The organism is Streptomyces sp. NPDC051018, assembly GCF_044456085.1.
In the GTDB taxonomy this organism is placed as follows: Bacteria; Actinomycetota; Actinomycetes; order Streptomycetales; family Streptomycetaceae; genus Streptomyces.
In genome coordinates this window covers 215396-236548 of record NZ_JBITFN010000002.1, presented here as the reverse complement: position 1 = coordinate 236548, position 21153 = coordinate 215396, and the positions used below count along the sequence as shown (strand labels likewise).

The following is a 21153-nucleotide window of genomic DNA, read 5'->3' as shown; positions in this document are numbered from 1 at the left end:
GAGATCGCGGCCTGGGCCGTCGTCGGCCGGGTGCCGCTCCCGGCGGGGCTGGTACGGCGGGCGGTGCGCGTGACGCACCACTCGCCGTTCCCCGTGGCGGAGGAGCTGCTCGCCCGCGCGGTGACGGCGGACGCCCACGGTGTACGGGCCCGCTATCTCTTCGCCTCGGAGCAGGCGGCGAGGGCCTTCACGGCCGGCCGGGACACCGCGCTGAGCCGGCTGGGCACGGTGACGACGGGACCGGTACGCGCCGTCGCGGCTGGCGCCCCGGCGGCGCCGGTGATCATCGTCGGGCCGCCGCGCTCGGGCGGTACCGCGCTGTTCGACGCTCTGGCCCGCCATCCCGCGCTGTGGACGGTCGGCGGGGAGAGCGAGGGGGTGATCGAGGGGGTGCCCGGGCTGCATCCCGCGGAGTGCGGCTACGCCTCGCACGCGCTGGGCGCGGAGCACGCCGAACGGCACGGCGACGCGGTACTCGCCGGGTTCCTCGCCGGGCCGCGTGACGCGCGCGGCCGGGCGTGGACGGACCGCCCCGGCCCGGGGGTACCGCCGCCGCAGGGGTGCCCCGGCTCCGGGACACCGCCGCGGCTGCTGGAGAAGACCCCGGAGAACTCCCTGCGGCTTCCGTTTCTGCTCCGGCTGTTCCCGGATGCCACCGTGGTCCACCTGCACCGGGACGCGCGTGACACGGTCGCGAGCATGGTGGAGGCATGGGCACGCCCGGGTTTCGTCAACATTCCGGATCTGCCCGGCTGGTCCCGGCGGGCCTGGCATCTGCTGCTGCCGCCGGGGTGGCGGCGCTGGGCCGGCGGGGATCTCTCGCGAGTCGCGGCCCGCCAGTGGGCCGCCGCGGTGGAGGCGGTCCTGGACGCCCGCTCCGGACACCCGGAAGTGCCCTGCGTGGACGTCGACTACGCCGAACTGCGCGGTGCGCCCGGGAGGACCCTGCGGTGGCTGGAGACGGCGCTCGGGCTGCCCGCCGCCGCGCACGCCCGGGAGCTGCCGCTGTCCGCGACCACGATCAGCCCGCCGCGGCCCGGCAAGTGGCGGCGTACACCCGGCTTCGACCCGTCGGCGCTCGACGCCGTGGCCGACACCCAGCAGCGCCTCAGGAACGGACGCATCGCGATGCCCCCCACACCCCCCGCACACCCCACGCCCGCCCGCACCACCCGGGACTCCCGCCGGGTCCCCGCCTTCGTCTGCTGGCTCGGCGACGCGGCTGCCGGTCAGGAGCCCGCGCCCCTCGGCGCCTCCGGCAACGGGGCCCCGGTCACCGGGACCACCGGAGACGGCACCGCCGGGGACGACACCACCGGGGGCGGCGCTCCCGGAACCGGAAGCGGACCCGCCGGCGACGCCCACCCCATGTCCGGCACCGACACAGCCACAGCCACCGGCACCGGCACCGGCACCGGCACCGGCACCGGGGATCTCACCCTCGACCCGGCCGTCGTGCTCCAGACCGGGATCACCATTCCTCTCCCCCTCGTGCGGCGCGCCCGGTTCCGGGACCGGTTCCTGCCCGACCGCCCGATCCTGTGGACCGACGATCCGGGCACAGGCGCGCTCGCGCCGTACTGGGTGCGCTCCGAGGACTACTGGCCCCTGCGCTCGCTCACCCCCGGGCGCCCCCTCCCGCCGGACTTCCCCGACCGGCTGCGGGCCGCGCTCGCCGGTGCGGGCGCCCTGAGCACGGCCGACGAGCGCTCCCGGCGGGCGGCACTGGCGGAGGCCGCCCTGGTCCAGGCCGCCGAGGACTTCGCGTGTACGGAGGTGTGCCGGATCGGCCGGATGGTGTCCCCGCTCCACCGCGCGGCGCTGCTCGACTACTACGAACAGCTCATCGAGACCGGCTCCTGGCCACTCGGGGACGCCCAGGTGACGGGCCGTTACGGCTGGCACAACGAGTCCCTGTCACGCTTCTTCCACCATCAGTTCCGGGCGCTGGTGAGCCGTATCGCCGGACGGCCCGTGCGCCCCTCGTACTCCTATGTCTCCGCCTATCGCGGCGGAGCCGTCCTCGACCGCCATGTCGACCGAGAGCAGTGCGAGTACACCGTCTCGCTGCTGCTCGGGGAGTCGGGTCCCGGTATCGAGGGCGGCTGGCCGCTGCGTCTCGACACCGCCCGGGGGACCGTCCCGGTCGTCCAGCGGCCCGGTGAGGCCGTGTTCTTCCGCGGGACCGCGGTTCCGCACGGGCGCCCGCCGCTGCCCGCCGGAAGCACCCACACCTCGCTGCTGTTCCACTACGTCCCGGCGGAGTTCCCGAGGACGCTGTACTGAGGCGGCTACTGGGCCGACAGAAAGCCGATGTCGCGGGCGGCGGACTCGTGGACGTGCGGGGCGATGCGCTCCCAGCGGGTCACCACGCGTGTGGTCCCGGGCGGCACGGCCCGCTCCCGGGTACGGCTGAACCCGGCCGGCGCGGGCCCTCGCCCGAACATCGTCTCCGCCGCCTCGGCCGTCAGCAGCATGTCCCACACCAGATGGATCCGCTCGGCCGTGCCGCCGTTCTCGGCCGCGTGGACGCAGCCGTGGTTGACGAGGTACACCGTGCCGGCCCGCAGATGGTGGACGTCCCCGTCGAGCAGCAGCGTCGCCCCCGGCTGGGTGACCAGCGGCAGATGGAAGCGGGCCCGGATCCCCACGGCGCCGGTACGCGAGCGGACGACGCTGTGCTCCTCGTGGGGAGCGAGCGCGGCGCCGGGACCGAGCACGTTCACACGGAAGTTGACCAGATGCGGCAGGGATCCGATGAGCGCGGCCAGCGCGGGGTGGCGCACGCCGTGGTGGAAGCGCTTGCCGGCGCAGGACAGATCGTGGTCGCGGGAGAAGTCGTCGGTACGCCCCGAGGCGTTGAGCAGGCTGAACTGCTCGACCCGGCCACGGGGCCCGGTCCACGCCGTCACATGGCCCGGAGCACCAGGGAGAGACGGACGCTGACGGGCCCGCAGCCGGGTGACCTCGGCGATCAGGGCGTCGAGGGTGGGCGGGTCGGCGGAGAGCAGCCGCAGACAGCGGATGCCGGGACGGTGGTAGTTCGCGTCCCGGATCCCGTGGAGCACCTCCCGCAGTTCCCGCTCCCGGGCGCCCGTCAGAACGGGCATCTGTCCAGGAGCAGATCGAGATCGGGGAGCCGTCCCGGGAGGGTCGCGAAATCGCGGAGCGACCCCATGTCCAGACCGCTGCCGGTCGGGCCGACCGCGATGGGCGGCGGCACCGGTACCCCCACCGAGAGGAAGTAGTCGTGGAACTTGGTCCCGTCACCCCCGGGCAGGTCCCGGTAGCTGATCCACACCGCGGGAGTCCCGTAGGCGTGGCTCAGGATGATGCCGTGCAGGCTCGACGAGGCGACGAGGGGCGCGCGGACGAGCCGCTCGACGACGTCCTCGACGCTCTGCTGCACATCGATGAACTGCCAGCCGTCCGGGGTGCCCCGTCCGGCGCGCGCCTTGTCCGCGAAGTGCGGTACGACCGCCGGGATCCTGCCCCTGCGGCGGCCCGCGCGGGGAAGGAACCTCGGTACCAGCAGGGCCGGGTCGCCGTAGACCGGGGGGCAGAACGCTCCCGAGCGCAGTGCGGCCTCCCGGGTGAGAGGGCCGCGGACGGCGGCCAGTTCGGCCCGGGGGTCGACGCCCTCACCGTCGTTCATCACGCCGGAACCCCAGACGACGGCTCCCTGACCGGCCAGGGAGATCACACTCCCGGTGACGAAGTGCTTGCGGCCGGGCGCGTGCGGTGCCGTCCAGCGCGCCGGGGCGCCGCGGATCCGCCGGATCAGCCACGGAGTGAGCCTGTCTCCGACATTTCCCTGACTGGGGGCCCGGCACCAGAAGGCCGGCACAGCCTCGACCATGTCACCCACTGTAGCGACAGTACGGCCATCCTCATCCGTACCTTCCACGGGGATGTCGCCTGGTTGCGCTATGCGCTGGCGGCCATCCGGACCTGGTGCCGGGGCTTCGCGGAGGTGGTCGTCGTCACTCCGGGTACCGGATCCGCCGTGGTACGCCGGGCGGTCGGCGACGGCGTGCGCCTGGAGGTCTGCCCCGACTACCGGGACGATTATCTGGGGCAGCAGGTCAGCAAGCTGTACGCGGACGAGTTCACCGGCGCCGGGCTGATCTGCCATGTGGACTCCGACGTCGTGTTCACCCGGCCCGTCTCCCCCGTGGATCTCCTCGCCGGGGGCCGCCCCTGGATGGTCCGCAGGCCGGTCGCCGACCTCGGGAGGCACCGGCCATGGCTCGCCCCGACGGAGCGCTTCCTCCGCCGGCCGGTCGCCTTCGACTTTATGCAGCAGCCGCCCTTCAGTTACCCCCGCCGGCTGTATCCGGAGGTACGCGCGCTGGCCCTGGAGCTTCACGGCACGCCCCTCGACCGGTATGTGACGCGGTGTCCACCGGGCGGCTTCTCCGAGTTCAATGTGCTGGGCGCCCATGCCCATGCGGCCCACCGGGCGTCGTTCACCTGGTACGACGCCGGTGGCCCGGACGTTCCCCGGCTGTGCGGCTGGTACTGGAGCAGGGGCGGTATCGACGCGGCCCTGCGGCGGGAACTCGATCTGATCGTCTCGGGCCGCCCCGGAGTGCGGCCGTGAAGGTCCGCAGGGTGCGGCCCGTGAACGGGGCGGCCGGTCACGGCGAGGACAGCGGGCCGGCCGGTGTCACCATCACCGTCACCGTACGTCCGGGACCGGCGCCATGCCCCGGCCGTCTGCCGGGGCCACCATCGCGGCACCTCCGGGTCCGATGCCGTGCCGGGGTCCGTCCGCCGGGGTGGCGGGCCCCGGCGGGCCGCCCCGCGCGGTCGCCCACGCCGTCGCCCACGCCGTCGTCGAGGCAGATGACGAGGCGGTGACGACGGCAGCGCGAAGGCCCGGTGAGCAACCGGCGCCTTCCTGGCGCACCGGCGAGCAGTTCCGGGCCGGCCGACCGGCAGGTTTCCTACGGGTTCCGGGCCGGCCGGGGCCGGAGTGTTGGCCGCCGCCCGGCGGACGCTTCCCGGCCGCCGGCCGAAGGCCGGTCCCCGAGCCGACCGGCGATGTCCGGCGGGCCGGCGGACACGGGGCAGTCGGCGGGCCTGACCGAGACAGCCCGCCCGCACCGCTCAGGTCTCGCGTGCCGCCCGCTTCACCGCCATCTCCACGTCGACACGGTTCTGTCCGGTCTGCCTGGCGTGTTCGGTGATCGCCGTCTGGGCCGCGATCGACGCCGTCAGCCAGGGCCTCCAGGTCTCGGTCGAGTACGTCCCCGACATGGCCTCCTCGCGGGCCTTCAGCGCCGCGCGCTCAAGCGCCACCAGCTCATCGGTGAGTTCAATTTCAGCCATGGCCGGATCTTAAGCCTATGGCGGCGATTCGGCCGTTCGGCCGTGCCCGAGCCCTTTCGCGCCTTGAACCGCGAGGACGGCTGTGGCCGGAAGCAACTCCCGCGGCGATGGAATCGGGCCGCCCCGGCTCCCGGGTCTTTCGCGGATCTGCGCCCTCAAGTCAGGGGCGGGAGCGGGGACATGGGACGGGTGCGGGGTCAGGAGGCGTCATGGAAGACCAGGCCCAGGGTGTGCCGCCGCCCCGCGCGTACGGTGCTCACCCCATGGCGTACGGGTGACGCCGACCAGCCGCGCGCCGAGCGGACCGGGCGGTCCCGGGTGGTGAAGACCAGGCCGTGGCCCTGGGGGAGGGCTGTCGCGGTGCCGCGGGACTGGGCCCGTGGACGCTGTTCGACCAGCAGGAACTCTCCGCCGGTGTAGTCGCTTCCGGGCCGATCGAGACCGATGACGACCTGGAGCGGGAAGACGGCGTCCCCGAAGAGGTCCCGGTGCAGGGCGTTCCAGTCCCCCGGCCCGTAGCGCAGCAGAATCTGCGCGGACCTGGACTGGCCTGCCCGGTGGCAGATCTCCAGCCACTCGCCGAGGTCGTCGGGCCAGGGCGCCGGACGGCCCAGCCGCCCGGCCCAGTCCCGGGCGATCGGGAGCAGCCGGGGGTAGAACGCGGCCCGCAGTTCCCGTACGACATCGGGCAGGGGCTCCGCGAAGTAGCGGTACTGCCCGGAGCCGAAGCGGTGCCGGGCCATGTCGACGGTGGACCGGAAGCGTTCGTGGTCGTCGTACAGCCCGGCGATCGCGCGGCACTCGGCGGGGCTGAGGAGCTGCGGTGTTCGGGCACAGCCGTACGCGTCGATCTCCTCGGCGAGGGCGGTCCAGTCGATATCGGGCAGCGGTCCTGTCTTCGTGGTCATGAGGGGTTCCCGAGATGCTTGTTCGTCGTTCGTCGTTCGCCGTTCGCCGTACGGAAGCCGTTCCGGCCGGCAGGGCGCGGATGCGTCACCGGTCCGGGACCGGCCCTGGTGGGCGGCCCGCCGGATCAGGGCCCGGCGTTGCGGCTCACGGCCCGGAAGTGGTGCATGGCGTACGAACTCCAGGGCCGCCAGTTGCCGGCGCCCGCGGCCGTCGCGCCCGCGCGGCGCATTCCGTCCTCGACGGCGAGGTCCCCGATGAGCCGGACATCGGGATCACCGAGGGCCCGCATACGGATGTAACCGGCGGTCCGGGGGCCGATACCGGGGAGCGCGAGGAGCCGGCGTTCGGTCTCCTCGCGGTCGGCTCCGGGGTCGAGGTGAACGGTTCCGTCCGCGAGGGCGTTGGCGAGGATGCGCAGGGTGTCCCGTCGCTCGCGCGGCAGCCCGAGCCCGGTCAGGGGCGCCCCGGCGAGAGTGTCGGCGCCGGGGAAGAGATGGGTGAGGCCGCCGCTGGGCTCGCTCAGGGGTTCTCCGTGGGCGGCGATCAGCGCGGCGCCGAGCGACCGTCCCCGCGCCGGGGGCTCCTGGCCGCCGAGCACGGCGCGTACGGCCGTCTCGTGCGGGTCGGCGGCGCCCGGCACACGCAGCCCGGGGCGGGCGGCGACGAGCGGGGCCAGCGCCGGGTCGGCGCCGAGGCGTTCGGCCACGGCGCGGGGGTCGGCGTCGAGGTCGAACAGCCGGCGCATCCGCTGACCGGCCGTGGTCAGATCCCGCAGGTCGGTGAGGTGGAGCCGGCACTCCAGCCAGCCGCCCTCCGCTCCCCGCCGCTCGACGGCCTCGGCCACCCCGGGCCCGCCGGGCAGCCGCAGGGTGCGGCGGTAGATCCGGGAGCCGGGGCTCCCGGTGATCTCCTCGACACCGGGGAGGGCACGGGCGGCGAGATGGTCGAAGATCTCCGCCATGGCGTAGGGGCCGCGGTGCGCGAGCCGCAGGGGGACTCCCGCGCGACCGTTCTCCGCCACGACGGAGCGTGCGTTGCGGCCGGAACGGGCGGGCCGGCCGGGGCGTGAGGCACGCAGTTCGCTGGGGGTGGCCGCGTAGATCGCGCGCATGGTCTCGTTGAACTGCCGCACACTGGCGAACCCCGCCGCGAAGGCGATCTCAGCCGTCTGCATGGTCGTCGTCTGGAGCAGTACGCGCGCGGTGTGGCCGCGCTGGGCACGGGCGAGGGCGATGGGGCCCGCGCCGAGTTCCGCGTTGAGCTGGCGCTGGACCTGGCGAGCGCTGTAGCCCAGCCGGTCGGCGAGTCCCGCCACGCCCTCCCGGTCCACGATTCCGTCACCGATCAGCCGCATGGCCCGGCCCACGACATCGGCGCGGGCGTTCCACTCGGCGGATCCGGGCACGGCGTCGGGCCGGCAGCGGCGGCAGGCGCGGAAGCCCGCGCCCTGGGCGGCGGCCGCGGTCCGGTAGAAGCTCACGTTCTCGCGCTTGGGGGTGATCGCGGGGCAACTGGGCCGACAGTAGATACCGGTCGTCGCCACCGCGAAGAAGAACACTCCGTCGAACCGGGCGTCTCTGCTGGTCACCGCCTCGTATCTGCTGTCCTGGATGGTCATGCGGCCAGTATGTGCAGGCCGGGGCGGGCGATGCTGGCGGAAATCGGACACGGCATTCGGCGGGTACGGGCCGGATCCCCGGCGGCGCACGGGCCGGACCTCCGCAACGACGTGGGGCACCCATCGGGTCGGCGGGGAAGCGGGGCGGACCGGGCCGCGCACCGCGGGCGGAGCCGCGGAGAGCCGGGACCCGGAGATCCGCGGGACTCCATGAACGGAACGGCGCTCGGCGAGCCGTCCGGTACGGGAGTGGAGAGCGGTCGGAGCCCGACCCGGCCTTTCGTACGAGGACCCGGGCCACGGCGCCCAGGGGAAGCGGACGGCGCCGGAGCCGGAACGCACCGGGGCAGCCCGTGCACTCCCCGTGGCCCTCCGCACCCGGGAAACCACGGCGAACGCCCCGTGCGACCGGTGACCGCACGGCCCCGCGGAGAACCGGCGGGCCGTCCGCCGGCGGAGCGTCCTGGACGGTAGGCCCCGTATCAGCCAGTGATCGAGTCGGTTCAGCTTCTTATCGCCATGGTCCGGTTGAGTAGGATCGGCCCGCGGCCATGGGTGGAACAGGGCTTCCACCTGCAGCGTCCGCACCATCAGCCCCTCTACCTCAAGAGGCCCTATGTTGACGACTTTCAGACATTCACGCCGCCCCGGGCCCCCGGGCGCGGCGGCCGGCTGATGGCCCAGGATCAGTTCCGCCCGGTCTACCACCCCGCGGGCCATGACAGTGAACTGCGGACCGCCATGCAGGATTTACGTGCCGGGCGGTGGTTGTCGATGCGGAATCTGCTGGACTCCACCGACGCCTGGGACGTGTGGACCCGGCGGACGCAGGTGCTCGGGGCCGTCGCCGCGGGCTCGGACACGGTGAAGGCCTGGCGTGCGGAGGAGCCCGACTCCCTCTCCGCGATCGTCATGCAGTGCCGGGTCGCGGTCGAGCGCGCGCTGCGGGCGCACCGCGACGACCACCGGCGTACGCAGGAGCTGTGGCACGAGGCGTGGGAGGCGTGCCGGGTGGCGGCCGGGAACCGGCCCGACGACCCGGTGCCCTGGATATGCCTGCTGGCCCTGGCGCAGCTCGATGTGAAGCAGCGGCTGGAGGAGCACCGGCAGGTGCCGCCCGGTCCGATGCTGTTCCCGGGACCGTGGGGTCTGCTGGCGGAGGCCCACAAGCGCGATCCGTACAACCGCGAGGCGTACCACCGGATGCTCCAGTTCGTGTACGGGCGCAAGTCCGGCGGTCATCTGTCGGACGCCGTCAACTTCGCCCAGTGGGCCGCGGCCTCCGCGCCCGCGGGGTCGCCGCTGCTGGCGCTGCCGCTCTATGTCCGCGTGGAGCGCTACCGCCGCGAGAAGGGCCATGAGCGGGCGCTCGATCTGCACTGGGTGACCGGGGACGCCGGACGGGAGGCACAGCTCGCGCTGGAGGGCTGGTTCGACCACACGACCGGGGACGACGCCTCGCTGCTGGACCTCAACCATCTGGCCCACGCCCTGTGGGGGGCGGGCCGGTTCATCGAGGCGACCCGGGTGTTCGCCGTACTGGGGCCGTACTACACCCCTCCGCCCTGGCAGTACCGCTCCCGGAGTCCCGACGATCCGGGGCGGGCGGAGGAGGTCTTTCTGCGTGCCCGGAACCGGTGCTACACCGCCGCGCGCGACGCCGGCTACTGACCCCGCCCGCAGGGCCCACCGCCCGCCCCGGCCCGCGGCCTCGCTACGGTGCACGGGACCCCGCCGCCACCCACGACACCCGCCGAGTACCCGCCCGCCGTGACCCGTGACACCCGCCGACCGCCATCCCGCTACGACCGCGCTACGACCCAGCGACACCCGCCGACCACCCGCCCACCGTTCCCGAGAGGCGTCTTCATGTCCCTGTCCCCGCCCGGCCGGCCGGACCCGGAGCCCGTACCGGAGCCGGTCCTCGACGAGGAGGAGAGACTGCGCGAACTCGGCTATCAGCCCGTGCTGGCCCGCCGGATGGGAGGCTTCGGCAACTTCGCCATCAGTTTCTCCGTGATCTCGGTCCTCTCCGGGTGTATGACCCTGTACGGCTTCGGCATGATCACCGGTGGCCCGGCGGTGATGCTGTGGGGCTGGCTCGGCGTCGGGCTGATGGTCCTGTGCGTCGGCATGGCGCTGGCCGAGGTGACCAGCGCGTATCCGACCTCGGGCGCGCTGTACTACATGGCGGACCGGCTCGGCGGACGAAGATGGGGCTGGTACACGGGCTGGCTCAATCTGCTGGGACTGCTGGGTGCGATCGCCGCCATCGACTACGGAGCCGCCCTGTTCACCGGAGCGTTCCTCCACTTCCAGTGGGGCATCGTGCCCACCCCTGGCGGGACGATGCTCCTGTTCGCCGGCATTCTGCTGCTGCACGCGACTCTGAATCTCTTCGGGGTGAAACTGGTCAGCACGCTGAACTCGTTCAGCGTGTGGTGGCACCTCGGCGGCGTGGCGCTGATCGTCGGCACGCTCGCCGTCGTCCCGAAGAGCCACCAGTCCCCCGCGTTCGTCTTCACCGAGTTCGTGAACGGCACCGGCTGGGAGAACCCCCTCTATGTCGCCGCAATCGGGCTGCTGCTCGCCCAGTACACCTTCTCCGGTTACGACGCCTCCGCGCATCTGTCGGAGGAGACGTCCAATGCGTCCGTCTCCGCCGCCCGTGGCATCGTCCGCGCGATCTGGGTGTCCTGGATCGCCGGGTTCGCCCTGCTCCTGGGGCTGACCTTCGCCATCCAGGACTACACGCGGACCGTGGCTTCCGCGACAGGGGTGCCGCCCGCCCAGATCCTCCTCGACGCGGTCGGCACGGGCGGGGCGGCGGCGCTGCTGCTGGTGGTCATCGTGGCGCAGTTGTTCTGCGGCAACGCGGAGGTCGCGGCGGCCAGCCGGATGGTCTTCGCGTTCAGCCGTGACAACGCGCTGCCGTTCTCCTCCCTGTGGCGCAGGGTCAGCCGCAGGACGCAGACCCCCGTGCCGGCGGTATGGCTCTCGGTCGGCTTCGCCGGACTGCTCGCCGTGCCGTCGCTCTACTCGTCGACCGCCTACGGAGCGGTGACCGCGATCAATGTCATCGGTATCACCCCCGCGTACGCGATCCCGGTCTATCTGAAACTGCGCGCCGGGGACCGCTTCCAGCCGGGACCGTGGCACCTCGGCCGCTGGAGCAAGCCGATCGGCTGGATCGCGGTGATCTGGGTGGCCGTCGTGACGGTGCTGTTCCTGCTGCCGCAGTCGAGCCCGATGACCGTGGGCACCATGAACTACTCCCTGATCGCACTGGTCGCGGTGCTGACGCTGGCGACCGTCTGGTGGTTCGCGGCACGCCGCTGCTACGGCACCCCGCAGGCGTACGGATCCGCCCGTGAGCGGGCGGAACTCACCGACCAGATCGTCTGAGGGACTACTACGGCAGGCCCTCGGTCCGGTTCCCGGTCCGGGGGCGGAAGACGGCCACGTCCGAGCCGTAGGCGACGACCAGGTGGCCCCGGCCGGTGACGGCGACGCGGTTCACTTCTTCGGGAAACGTCAGCGCCGCGTGGTACGGACGTCCCTCCTCGAGGTCCCAGGTACGCACGATGCGGTCGTATCCGGCGGTTGCGGCGATGAGGCGCCCGTCGATGTCCGCGAGGGCCATGGCCTTGACGCTGTCACCGGTGGCGAGCGTGCCGTCCCGTTTTCCGGTGGCCACGTCCCAGACGTTCAGGTTCGAGTACGTCGTCGTCAGGGCGATCACACGTTGCCCCGACCCGGTGACGACCGCGCCAACACGGGACGTGTGATAGAGGGTGCGCAGTTGCTCACCGGTCGCCGGGTCCAGCACCCGGACTTTCTTGCCGTCCACGACCAGGGCGAGCTGCCGCCCGTCCACCTCGGCGGTCGCCACCGAGGGCAGGTACTTTTCCTGCATGATGAGCGGCGGGTGGTCCGCGCGTGCCGCGTCCTCCAGGTCCCAGGTCAGTACGCGGCGGTCGTAACCTGCGGTGACCGCCAGGGCCCGGCCGTTCACGTACCCGGTGGCCAGCGACAGCACCTGGTGGCCGTCCTCGGCCCTGATCGCCTCGATCTCGCGCGACAGTTCACCCGTCGCCGGGTCCCACACCCGAAGGGTGTCGCCATCGCTGGTCAGCACGGTCGAGCGGCCTCCGACGCGCGCCGTCGCCACCGCTTCGGCATGGACCGAATGACCGGACAGCGGTGGGCACACGGGAGTGCCGTCGTCCAGGTTCCAGATCCGTGCGGTGCCGTCCTCGCTGCCCGTGACGACGACCGGCGAACCGTCAAGGCCGTCGACGGTGAGCGCGTCGACGGTGTCCGTATGGCCGGCGGGAACCGCGCCGGGGGCATCGGAGCGCAGGTCGACGACAGCGGTCGCCTCGTAGTCGGGAACCACGGCCACCACACGTCCGAGCGCCCGCACCACGGTCAGGGCGCTGACGGTGCGCCGGTCTCCTGTGAAGACGTTGACCCTGGACCCGCGTTCCTCCCGGGTGCGCAGGTCCCGCACCCGTACCCAGCCGTGGAAGTCGACGGTGGCCACGACGAGCCGGCCTTCGATCTCGGCCAGACCGGAACCCCGGCAGTGGTCCGCCACCACGGGGCCGAGCTGCTGCCCGCTCCGCAGGTCCCACAGCCGTACATCGTCGTCGCCGCTGGTCACGGCAACAGGCAGGCCGTCCAGCTCACCGAGGCTCACGGAGTCGATACCGACGTCCTCCAGAAGGTAGTCGGCGTTCGCGGTGAGGATCATTCCCGGAGTTCCGCCCTCGGACAGATCCCACACCCGCGCGGCACCGTCCCGGCCCCCGGTGACCGCGATCGGCCGCCCGTCCAGCTCACCGACGGCCACGGCGTCGATGCCTCTGTACTCCGACTCATCGTGGTGACCGATCGACGGCGTACCCACCGGCTCGTCGGTCCGCAGGTCCCATATGCGCAGCATGCAGTCGCGTCCGCCGCTCAGAACGACCGGCCTGCCGTCGATCCGGGTCACGGCCAGGGCGTCCACGGACCGGAGGTGCGCGTCCACCGGATCAGCGATCGGATTGCCGTCGGCGAGGTTCCACCGCCGGATCTGACCCATGCACGCGTCATGGTCATTGCAGCCGGGACAACTGCTGCCCGTGACCGCGATCCACCGTCCGTCGAGTTCCGCCAGCGCGAGTGCCGCGAACTCCTGATCGCCGTCCAGGTGGGCCTCGACGAGGCTTTCCGCGCTGGTCAGATCGTGCACATGGAGCGTCCAGCCCTTCACGGTCGCGACCACGGTCCGGCCCTGCACCTCCGCGATCGCCTGCGGGCCCCCGACGTTCAACCGCGACAGCAGCCTGCGGTCGACCGTCGACCCGGTGGTCCATCCGATCGTCCAGTCCGGCGCGGACGTACCCGGAACCGGTACCTGGGCGAGGTCCCGGGACAGTTCGAGCGCACCGTGCCGCGCCGCGTCCAGGGCGAGAATCTGCCGCCGGGTCTCCGGGTCGGCGTCGCGGTGCTGTGCCGTCGAGGTCCGGTACACGGCCGCGGCCAGCCGGCCCCGGTCGGTCGTCACCCGCTCCAGCAGTGGCAACAGCGTGAGCGGGTCGGTGTTCACCAGGGCGTTGGCGTCGGTGACCAGGGCGTCTGCCGGGACACCGCCGTCTGCGGCGGAGGCTTCCCCGGCTCTGATGGCGCTGGGGAAGACGATACGGTCGGTCACCACCCGCAGCCCGCCCAGCACGGACGACAGCCATCGCCCGTCGCCGGCCTCGTCGCTCCCGTCGTGGTCGACGCGGTACGCGGGGAAGTCGTCGCGGTCCGCCTCGGCGAGGTCGACGAGCCAGTACCACTGGCCCTCGTCCCAGCCGATGGCGTACCAGGCCCTCGGCTCGTCCTCGACCACCAGGCGCCCCACCTCGCAGTCCGACGGCAGGTGTACCGTCCACCGGAACTCGTCGTCGGTGCACAGACCCTGACCCGGGGGCCATTCCACCGCGAGCAGGGCCTGGACGGCGGGCGGCAGGTCGTGCTCGCCGGCGGGCGTGGACACGGACCGGTCCCGGGGCCGGAAGCCATCGGGCAGACGGCCGCCGAGCCGCTCGATCTGCTTCATGACGTTGGCGCTCAGACAGTCCGCGGCTGAGGGACCGCTCACGTTCGACAAGGGGAACTCGCATTCCGCGTACGGTGAATGTTGTGCGGCAGAGTGTGGCAGAGGATGGCGGCCGCACTCGCGGAATCGGGTTATCACCGGGTCGGGACCGGAGGACCCTCCCGGGGCCGGGAAGCGGACACGCTCGGAACCGGAACCGGGCTCGGTCCCGCCGCCGCTCATTCCGTTCCGGTGTCCCCCCACCGGCTCCGATGTCCCGGAGACCGGTTGTCAGTGGCACGCGAGATGCTTGACGGTCCGACACCTCACCGAGGGGGAAGCCGATATGACCGATCTCGAACTCGCTGCGGCGCAGGCGTACGTCCGGCTGCTCAGCGCCACCCGGGCCGTCCTCGACGACAGCCGCCGTCCCCTGACGGCGCCCCCTCTGCTCACAGCACCGATCGCGGAGGCGGACCAGGCACTGGACGCGCTGGGCATGGCGGGTAACGAAGCCGAGTTCTTCCGGCTGGTGGCCCGGCTGCAACCGGTGGTGACCGAGGACCGCCGGGGTCCGTGACCGCCGGGGGAGGCGCATGCCCCGGGCGGGGGCGCCAGCGGCGGTGGCCCCGGCGCGGGCGGGAGCCTGGAGGGAGGACGGGAGTCCTGACGGGAGGGCCGCCAAGGGCCCTCCCCGGCGTGGCGTACCCCCGGTACGCCCCGGGGGCCCGGCCCAGCGCTGCCGCGCGGAGCCGAGCGCGCCCACCCCGGTGCATACACACGGCCCCGTTCCCGTTCCCGGCCCTGCTCCGGGCCCGCCTCGCCCCGGTCCGGGTCACCAGGGCCGGTCCGCCCTGTAACTCTCAGCAGATACGCGGCAGTTGTTCCCCGAGGGGAAGGTCGATGATCCGGGTGCCGCCGAGGCCGGTCCGCGCGACGACCATGCCCGGGTGTTCGGCCACGCACTCCCCGATCACCGCGGAGCCCGTACCGTGCGGGTGCTCTCTCATCGCCGCGAGAACCGCCTCGGCGTCCTCCCGGGCGACAAGGGCCACCAGACGGCCTTCGTTGGCCACATGGAGCGGGTCCAGGCCGAGGAATCCACAGGCGTTGGCGACCGGTTCGGGGACGGGGACCGCCCGTTCCCGGACGACGATGCCGGTGCCCGAGGCCGAGGCGATCTCATGGAGCGCGGTGCCGAGGCCGCCCCGGGTGGGGTCGCGCAGCACGTGTACGTCCCCAGTGACGGCCAGCATGGCCCCCACGAGGCCGTGGAGCGGCGCGGTGTCGCTGACGACGTCGACCCCGAACTCCAGGCCCTCCCGCACACTCATGATCGCGATTCCGTGCATGCCGATGGGTCCGCTGACGATGACCACATCGCCGGGGCGGGCCCGCTGCGGTCTGATGTCCACGCCGTTCGGCACATATCCGACCCCCGAGGTGGTGATGTAGACGCCGTCGCCGTGGCCCGCCTCCACCACCTTGGTGTCGCCGGTCACGATCCGGACGCCGGCGGCGGCCGCGGCCGCTCCCACCGCCCGTGCCACCCTGTCCACCACCTCCAGCTCCACCCCCTCTTCGAGGATGAAGGCGCAGGAGAGGTGGGTCGGTTCGGCGCCGCTCATGGCGAGGTCGTTGACCGTGCCGTTGACGGCCAGATCGCCGATGCTGCCGCCGGGGAAGAACAGCGGCCGCACCACATAGGAGTCGGTGGAGAAGGCGATCCGCGATCCGGTGGGCGGCAGGACGGCGCTGTCGCCGTACGCCTCCAGGATGTCGTTGCCGTAGGCGGGGACGAAGAGATGGCGGATCAGTTCGGCGGAGAGCGCCCCGCCGCCACCGTGCCCCATGACGATCCTGGGGTGGTCCCGCAGGGGCGCGGGACACGACCAGGCCGCTGGGTCGACGACGGGGGCCGTACGGGTGGTGGTGCCGGTGTCAGACAAGGGTGATCGTCTCCCCCCGGGTCGCGGACCGGGCGCCCGCTTCGAGGCGGCGGTAGAGGTAGTAGGCGGCGCAGGCACCCTCGTTGGAGACCATCGTGGCCCCCAGCGGGGTACGGGGAGTGCATTCGGTGCCGAACGCCTCGCACTGGCGGGGTTTGATCAGCCCCTGGAGCACCTCGCCGCTCCGGCAGGCCGCCGGCTCCGCCGTGCGCACACCGGTCACGTCGAAGCGGAGCTCCGCGTCGAAGGCGCGGTACGCGGGGGAGAGCCGCCAGCCGCTCTCCGGGATCACGCCGATGCCCCGCCAGGAGCGGTCGGTGACCTCGAAGACCTCGTCGATCATCCGGAGCGCGGCGGGGTTGCCGTCGGCGTGGACGGCGCGTTCGTAGGCGTTCTCCACACGGTGTTCGCCGCGTTCGAGCTGGAGGACCGTGCGGCGGATGCCTTCGAGGATGTCCAGCGGCTCGAATCCGGTGACGACGATGGGGACGCGGTAGCGCTCGGCGAGGCGGGGGTACTCCGCCGTACCCATGACGCTGCACACATGTCCGGCGGCGAGGAAGGCCTGCACCCGGCAGTCGGGCGCCTCCATGACCGCTTCCACGGCCGGGGGCACGCGCACGTGCGAGACCAGCAGGCTGAAGTTGGCGACGCCGAGGCGGCGGGCCTCGTGGACGGCCATCGCGTTGGCGGGGGCGGTGGTCTCGAATCCGATGCCGAAGAAGACGACCTGACGGTCCGGATGGCGCCGGGCGAGTTCGAGGGCGTCCATCGGGGAGTACACCACCCGGACGTCGCCGCCGCAGCCGCGGACCTGGAAGAGGTCCCGGCCGGTGCCGGGGACCCGGAGCATGTCGCCGAAGGAGCAGAAGATCACCTCGGGGCGGGACGCGATCTCCAGAGCCCTGTCGATCATCTCCAGCGGTGTGACGCAGACGGGGCAGCCGGGGCCGTGGATGAGTTCGACGGTGTCCGGCAGGAGCTGGTCGATTCCGTGGCGGATGATGGAGTGGGTCTGGCCCCCGCACACCTCCATCATGGCCCAGGGGCCGGTGACCGCCACGGCGTGGATCTCGTCGATCAGCCGCCGCGCGAGGGCGGGGTCGTTGAACTCGTCGATGTACTTCATGAGCGCTTCTCCCTGATCAGGCCGGCCTCGTCGATCACGCCGGCCTCGTCGGCCGCTCTGCTCCACGGGTCGCCGAACTCCTCCTCCAGCAGGCCGAGTTCCTCGAAGAGCCGCAGCGACGCGAGGGCGGACTCCTCGTCGAGGCGGCGCAGGGCGAATCCCACATGGACGATCACATAGTCACCGGTCCCGGCCTCCGGTACGTACGAGAGGCAGACCTGCTTCACGACGCCGCCGAAGTCGACGTCACCCATGCGTCTGCCCTCGTGCTCCTGGGTGGCTACGATTTTTCCGGGCACTGCGAGGCACACGGTGTACTCCGTTCTTCCGCGAGTGGTGCGGGCTCTTCGCCGGCGCGGTGCCGCGCCGCCGCGACGGCCAGCTGGCCCAGGGCGAGTCCCCCGTCGCCGGGCGGTACCTCGTGGTGGCGCAGCACGGTGAAGCCGTCGGACTCCAGCAGCTCCGTGCAGTGGGACTCCAGCAGGTCGTTGGCGAACACCCCGCCGGTCAGCCCGACGGTCCCGGTACCGGTCCGCAGCCGGACGCGGCGGCAGACCTGGGCCACGGTGAGCGCGACCCCCGCGTGGAACCGTGCGGCGATCAGCGCGGCGGGCACCCCCCGGCCCAGATCGCGGACGATCGCGGCCAGGACCGGTGCGGGATCCATGGTCAGCGGGGCCCCGCCGCCGGCCGCCGCCAGCCGGAGGGCGTACGGCTCCTCCCGGCCGGCCTCGCGGGCCGGTCCGGCCGCCGCCTCCAGCTCCAGGGCCGCCTGGGCCTCGTATCCGGCGCGGTGGCAGATACCGGCGAGCGAGGAGACGGCGTCGAAGAGCCGCCCCATGCTGGACGTGGGGACACAGGCGAGCCCCCGCTCCAGCTGGCGGCGCAGATTGCGCAGTTCCGCGGGTGAGCACGCCCTGGCGCAGGGCAGTTCCCCGCCCCAGGGAAGGCCGGCGCGGCGCAGATGCGCGAGGGCCATCCGGCAGGGGTTGGCCACGCCCGCGTCACCGCCGGGAAGGGGGACGTAGGCGAGGTGGGCCGCCCGTTCGAAGCGGTGGTAGTCCGCGAGGAGCACCTCACCGCCCCAGATCGCCCCGTCCGTGCCGTAGCCGGTCCCGTCGAACGCGACCCCGATCACGGGCCGTGTGCCGTCCAGTCCGTGCTGTGCCATCAGGGAGGCGATGTGCGCGTGGTGGTGCTGGACGAGGTACAGGGGCAGGCCGTCGTCCGAGGCGCGCCGCGCGGCGAGTCCCGTGGAGCGGTAGCCGGGGTGCAGATCGGCCGCGAGGACCTCCGGGGTGGCACCGGTCAGATGCGCCATCCGTCTCTCGGCACGGTCGGCGGCGCGTTCGGTGGCGAGCTCGGCCAGATCGCCGATGTGGGGGGTGAACCACGCCTCGCGCCCGGCTCCCGAACACCGGGTGTTCTTCAGATCGCCGCCGAGGGCGAGCACCCGCGGGACCGGCACGGGCAGGGGCAGGGGGTCGGGTGTGTAGCCGCGCGATCTACGCAGCACCACGGTCGTTCCGTCCCGGCGGACGCGGACGACGGAGTCGTCGCAGCCGACGGCGATCTCCCGGTCGTACCAGAGCCAGGCGTCCGCGATGCCGGCCAGTGTCCCGCGCGCCCGGACGTCATCGGTCACGATCGGCTCGCCGGAGCGGTTGCCGCTGGTCATGACCAGGATCCGGGGTCCGGCGGGGTCCTGGTCGAGGCCGAGGAGGAGATGGTGCAGGGGGGTGTACGGCAGCATCAGCCCGACGTGCGGGCTCCCCGGGCAGACACCGGCGGCGAGCGGGCCGCCGGGATTCCGGGGCAGCAGGACGACGGGCCGCCGGGGGCCCGTGAGCACGGCGCGCTCCGCCTCCCCGAGCCGGGCGATGCTCCCGGCACTCTCCAGGTCGCGGCACATCACGGCGAAGGGTTTGCCGCCGCGCTCCTTGCGCGACCGCAGGGCGCGTACGGCGACCTCGTCCCCGGCGTCGCACACGAGGTGGTACCCGCCCAGGCTCTTGACCGCCAGGATCGCGCCCCGGGCCAGCAGTGCGCGGGCCCGCAGCACGGCGTCGTCGCCGTGATCCACGACGTCCCCGTGGTCCCTGTGGTCCCCGTGGTCTCCGGGGCCGCTCAGCCTCAGCCGGGGGCCGCAGTCGGGGCAGGCGACCGGCTGGGCGTGAAAGCGCCGGTCCCGGGGATCCTCGTACTCCGTGCGGCAGGCCGGGCACATGGGGAACACGCCCATGGTGGTGGTGTCGCGGTCGTAGGGCAGTCCGGTCGCGATTGTGAACCGGGGCCCGCAGTGGGTGCAGTTGATGAACGGGTGGCGATGGCGCCGGTCCCGGGGTTCCGTCAACTCGGCGAGGCACTGGGCGCAGATGGCCGTGTCCGGTGGCAGGGCGGTACGCTCCGGCCCCTGACCGGTGCCCTGGGACGCGACGATGAGGAATCCGGCGCCGCCCCTCGCGGCCACTGGCTCCCAGGTGACCTCACCGACACGGGCGAGCGGAGGCGGATGGTGTGCCAGACGGAAGCAGAGGGCGTCGATGCCCGCCGGGGGGCCTTCCGCCTCGGCGATCACCCCGCCCGGGCCGTTGCGGACGAAGCCGGTCAGGCCCAGTTCCTCGGCGACCCGGTGCACGAAGGGCCGGAATCCCACGCCCTGGACGGTGCCCCGGACGGTGATCCGGCGTCGCACCGCTCCCGGGGCCGGGCCGCGCGGGCCGGTGTCCACGGTCATGCCGGGCGGGGGGCGGATGTCTCGTGGGGGCGGGCCTGATGGGGGTGTTCCGACGGATCGTCGTTCCCGGCGGCGTGGGGGTGAGCGGACGGGTGAGCGTGTTCCGACGGATCGGGGTGACCGGACGGGTGGGTGTGATCAGCCGGGTGGGTGTGACTGGACGGACTGGGGTGCCCGGACGGATGTGTGTGGTCGGACGGGCCAGGGTTTCCGGTCGGGCGGGAGTGGCGGGAGGGATGCGGGTGACCGGACGGGTGGGAGTAAATGTGCACGCTCAGGTGCTCGGCCGCCAGCAGCGGCCGGTGCGGAACGGACCCGTCCAGCACGGACTGCATCCGGTCGACGAGGGCGTCGACGCCCAGGCCCGTACGGGCAGAGGTGGGAAGCACCTCCACCCCCGGGTTGACCTCGGCGACATGACGGCGGAACGCCTCCTCGTCGAACCCGGCCGCAAGGCTCAGATCGGTCTTGGTCAGTACGACGAGATGGGCCTGCCCGAACGCGGTCGGGTACTTGACCGGCTTGTCCTCGCCCTCGGTCACCGACATCAGGGCGATCCTGAGGGTCTCCCCGAGGTCGTAGGAGGCCGGACACACGAGGTTGCCCACGTTCTCGATGCAGAGCAGGCGCACCCCGTCGGGCAGCCACGCGTCCACATGCCCGCGTACCTGGGCCGCTTCGAGATGGCACAGTCCTCCGGTGAGTACCTGTCTGACCGGGGCACCCGAACGGGCGAGCCTGCGGGCGTCGTTCTCGGTGGCGAGGTCGGCGGTGAGCGCGGCGGCCGGGATGCCCCGGCGGACGGCCGTCCGCAGAACGCCCTCCAGCAGGGCCGTCTTCCCGCTGCCCGGGCTGGACATCAGATTGACGGCGACGGTTCTCCGCCGCGCCAGTTCGGCCCTCAGTTCCGAGGCGAGGACGTCGTTCTTCGCCAGGACCGCCTGGCGTACATCAACACTGCGGCACATCGGTTGTCCTCTCGGTACCCGGCGCCCCGGGCTCGGCCGGACACACCGGGTTGTCCGGAAGGCTTACGGCGACGAGTTCCAGCTCCCGGCCGCTGAGGACCCGTACGGCCGCGCGGTCGCATCGCGGGCACAGCAGCGCGGGCGGCGAACCGACGCCGAAGGCGTCCTCGCAGCTCTCGCACCAGGCACGCGCGGCGACTTCCTCGACGACCAGCTCGGCACCCGCGAGCAGGGTGCCCTCGGTCACGAGGCCGAACGAGAACCGCAGCGCATCCGGAACGACCCCGGCCAGTTCCCCGATCCGCAGGACCACGGCGTCCACGGACGTGGCACCGTGGTCCCGGGCCGTCCGCTCCGCCTTCTCCACGACCGCGGACGCGATCGACAGTTCGTGCACGGGCCCCACAGTGACAGCCCGCGGCGCGACGGTGACGAC

17 protein-coding genes are annotated in these 21153 nt (G+C 72.8%); 5 read left to right on the top strand and 12 right to left on the bottom strand.

The window, feature by feature from the left end:
* Positions 1-69: 69 nt before the first annotated feature.
* Positions 70-2286: a sulfotransferase family protein gene (locus ACIBCM_RS04840; protein WP_399240240.1), complete on the top strand. Its 2217-nt coding sequence runs from the start codon at positions 70-72 to the stop codon at positions 2284-2286.
* A gap of 5 nt (positions 2287-2291) precedes the next feature.
* Here the strand turns inward: ACIBCM_RS04840 and ACIBCM_RS04835 are convergent, their stop codons facing one another.
* Both ACIBCM_RS04835 and ACIBCM_RS04830 read right to left on the bottom strand, forming a co-directional pair.
* Complete coding sequence (locus tag ACIBCM_RS04835) at positions 2292-3110, bottom strand: aspartyl/asparaginyl beta-hydroxylase domain-containing protein (RefSeq protein ID WP_399240238.1); 819 nt, start codon at positions 3108-3110, stop codon at positions 2292-2294.
* Entirely contained in the window at positions 3098-3859 is a 762-nt protein-coding gene (locus ACIBCM_RS04830) for a polysaccharide pyruvyl transferase family protein (RefSeq protein WP_399240236.1), read from the bottom strand. The genes ACIBCM_RS04835 and ACIBCM_RS04830 overlap by 13 nt, the downstream gene beginning before the upstream one ends.
* 63 nt (positions 3860-3922) lie before the next feature.
* On the opposite strand from ACIBCM_RS04830, the gene ACIBCM_RS04825 reads away from it, so the two are divergent.
* Positions 3923-4603, top strand: a complete 681-nt coding sequence (locus ACIBCM_RS04825) for a hypothetical protein (protein ID WP_399240234.1) — start codon at positions 3923-3925, stop codon at positions 4601-4603.
* A gap of 509 nt (positions 4604-5112) precedes the next feature.
* Here the strand turns inward: ACIBCM_RS04825 and ACIBCM_RS04820 are convergent.
* The 3 genes from ACIBCM_RS04820 to ACIBCM_RS04810 all read right to left on the bottom strand — a co-directional run bounded on the left by ACIBCM_RS04820 (position 5113) and on the right by ACIBCM_RS04810 (position 7861).
* On the bottom strand, positions 5113-5334 hold the full coding sequence (locus ACIBCM_RS04820) for a hypothetical protein (protein WP_399240232.1): 222 nt from the start codon (positions 5332-5334) through the stop codon (positions 5113-5115).
* A gap of 197 nt (positions 5335-5531) precedes the next feature.
* On the bottom strand, positions 5532-6242 hold the full coding sequence (locus ACIBCM_RS04815; RefSeq protein ID WP_399240230.1) for a 2OG-Fe(II) oxygenase: 711 nt from the start codon (positions 6240-6242) through the stop codon (positions 5532-5534).
* A 125-nt stretch (positions 6243-6367) separates the two neighbouring features.
* Positions 6368-7861, bottom strand: a complete 1494-nt coding sequence (locus tag ACIBCM_RS04810) for an AlkA N-terminal domain-containing protein (RefSeq protein ID WP_399240228.1) — start codon at positions 7859-7861, stop codon at positions 6368-6370.
* 675 nt (positions 7862-8536) lie between these two features.
* Here ACIBCM_RS04810 and ACIBCM_RS04805 point away from each other — a divergent pair.
* Positions 8537-9532 carry a hypothetical protein gene (locus ACIBCM_RS04805; RefSeq protein ID WP_399240226.1) on the top strand — a complete coding sequence of 332 codons (996 nt, stop codon included), beginning with the start codon at positions 8537-8539 and terminating at the stop codon, positions 9530-9532.
* A gap of 198 nt (positions 9533-9730) precedes the next feature.
* Positions 9731-11266 (top strand): amino acid permease, encoded by a 1536-nt coding sequence (locus ACIBCM_RS04800; RefSeq protein ID WP_399240224.1) that lies wholly within the window; start codon positions 9731-9733, stop codon positions 11264-11266.
* Positions 11267-11273: 7 nt separating this feature from the next.
* Here the strand turns inward: ACIBCM_RS04800 and ACIBCM_RS04795 are convergent, their stop codons facing one another.
* Entirely contained in the window at positions 11274-13997 is a 2724-nt protein-coding gene (locus tag ACIBCM_RS04795; protein WP_399240222.1) for a WD40 repeat domain-containing protein, read from the bottom strand.
* Between the two features lie 283 nt (positions 13998-14280).
* Between ACIBCM_RS04795 and ACIBCM_RS04790 the strand changes: the two genes are divergently transcribed.
* Positions 14281-14514: a hypothetical protein gene (locus ACIBCM_RS04790; RefSeq protein WP_399240220.1), complete on the top strand. Its 234-nt coding sequence runs from the start codon at positions 14281-14283 to the stop codon at positions 14512-14514.
* A gap of 283 nt (positions 14515-14797) precedes the next feature.
* Here the strand turns inward: ACIBCM_RS04790 and hypE are convergent, their stop codons facing one another.
* The 6 genes from hypE to hypA form a co-directional block, all read right to left on the bottom strand.
* Entirely contained in the window at positions 14798-15787 is a 990-nt protein-coding gene (hypE, locus tag ACIBCM_RS04785) for a hydrogenase expression/formation protein HypE (RefSeq protein WP_399240791.1), read from the bottom strand.
* Between the two features lie 88 nt (positions 15788-15875).
* A complete protein-coding gene (gene hypD, locus ACIBCM_RS04780) occupies positions 15876-17012 on the bottom strand; it encodes a hydrogenase formation protein HypD (RefSeq protein WP_399240218.1) in 1137 nt (378 codons plus the stop codon).
* Entirely contained in the window at positions 17009-17323 is a 315-nt protein-coding gene (locus ACIBCM_RS04775; RefSeq protein WP_399240215.1) for a HypC/HybG/HupF family hydrogenase formation chaperone, read from the bottom strand. Before ACIBCM_RS04775 ends, hypD begins: the two co-directional genes overlap by 4 nt.
* Positions 17293-19749 carry a carbamoyltransferase HypF gene (gene hypF / locus ACIBCM_RS04770; RefSeq protein WP_399240213.1) on the bottom strand — a complete coding sequence of 819 codons (2457 nt, stop codon included), beginning with the start codon at positions 19747-19749 and terminating at the stop codon, positions 17293-17295. The genes ACIBCM_RS04775 and hypF overlap by 31 nt, the downstream gene beginning before the upstream one ends.
* A complete protein-coding gene (gene hypB / locus ACIBCM_RS04765; protein ID WP_399240211.1) occupies positions 19746-20717 on the bottom strand; it encodes a hydrogenase nickel incorporation protein HypB in 972 nt (323 codons plus the stop codon). The genes hypF and hypB overlap by 4 nt, the downstream gene beginning before the upstream one ends.
* Positions 20701-21114: a hydrogenase maturation nickel metallochaperone HypA gene (hypA, locus tag ACIBCM_RS04760; protein WP_399240209.1), complete on the bottom strand. Its 414-nt coding sequence runs from the start codon at positions 21112-21114 to the stop codon at positions 20701-20703. The genes hypB and hypA overlap by 17 nt, the downstream gene beginning before the upstream one ends.
* Between the last annotated feature and the right edge of the window lie 39 nt (positions 21115-21153).

What these genes read in the sequence shown, in the direction of transcription:
- ACIBCM_RS04815 (WP_399240230.1), bottom strand. Translation starts at nt 6,242, where the DNA reads ATGACCACGAAGACAGGACCGCTGCCCGATATCGACTGGACCGCCCTC.
- hypE (WP_399240791.1), bottom strand. Translation starts at nt 15,787, where the DNA reads ATGGGGCACGGTGGCGGCGGGGCGCTCTCCGCCGAACTGATCCGCCAT.
- hypB (WP_399240211.1), bottom strand. Translation starts at nt 20,717, where the DNA reads ATGTGCCGCAGTGTTGATGTACGCCAGGCGGTCCTGGCGAAGAACGAC.
- ACIBCM_RS04810 (WP_399240228.1), bottom strand. Translation starts at nt 7,861, where the DNA reads ATGACCATCCAGGACAGCAGATACGAGGCGGTGACCAGCAGAGACGCC.
- ACIBCM_RS04835 (WP_399240238.1), bottom strand. Translation starts at nt 3,110, where the DNA reads ATGCCCGTTCTGACGGGCGCCCGGGAGCGGGAACTGCGGGAGGTGCTC.
- hypD (WP_399240218.1), bottom strand. Translation starts at nt 17,012, where the DNA reads ATGAAGTACATCGACGAGTTCAACGACCCCGCCCTCGCGCGGCGGCTG.
- hypF (WP_399240213.1), bottom strand. Translation starts at nt 19,749, where the DNA reads ATGACCGTGGACACCGGCCCGCGCGGCCCGGCCCCGGGAGCGGTGCGA.
- ACIBCM_RS04800 (WP_399240224.1), top strand. Translation starts at nt 9,731, where the DNA reads ATGTCCCTGTCCCCGCCCGGCCGGCCGGACCCGGAGCCCGTACCGGAG.
- ACIBCM_RS04830 (WP_399240236.1), bottom strand. Translation starts at nt 3,859, where the DNA reads ATGGTCGAGGCTGTGCCGGCCTTCTGGTGCCGGGCCCCCAGTCAGGGA.
- ACIBCM_RS04820 (WP_399240232.1), bottom strand. Translation starts at nt 5,334, where the DNA reads ATGGCTGAAATTGAACTCACCGATGAGCTGGTGGCGCTTGAGCGCGCG.
- ACIBCM_RS04790 (WP_399240220.1), top strand. Translation starts at nt 14,281, where the DNA reads ATGACCGATCTCGAACTCGCTGCGGCGCAGGCGTACGTCCGGCTGCTC.
- ACIBCM_RS04805 (WP_399240226.1), top strand. Translation starts at nt 8,537, where the DNA reads ATGGCCCAGGATCAGTTCCGCCCGGTCTACCACCCCGCGGGCCATGAC.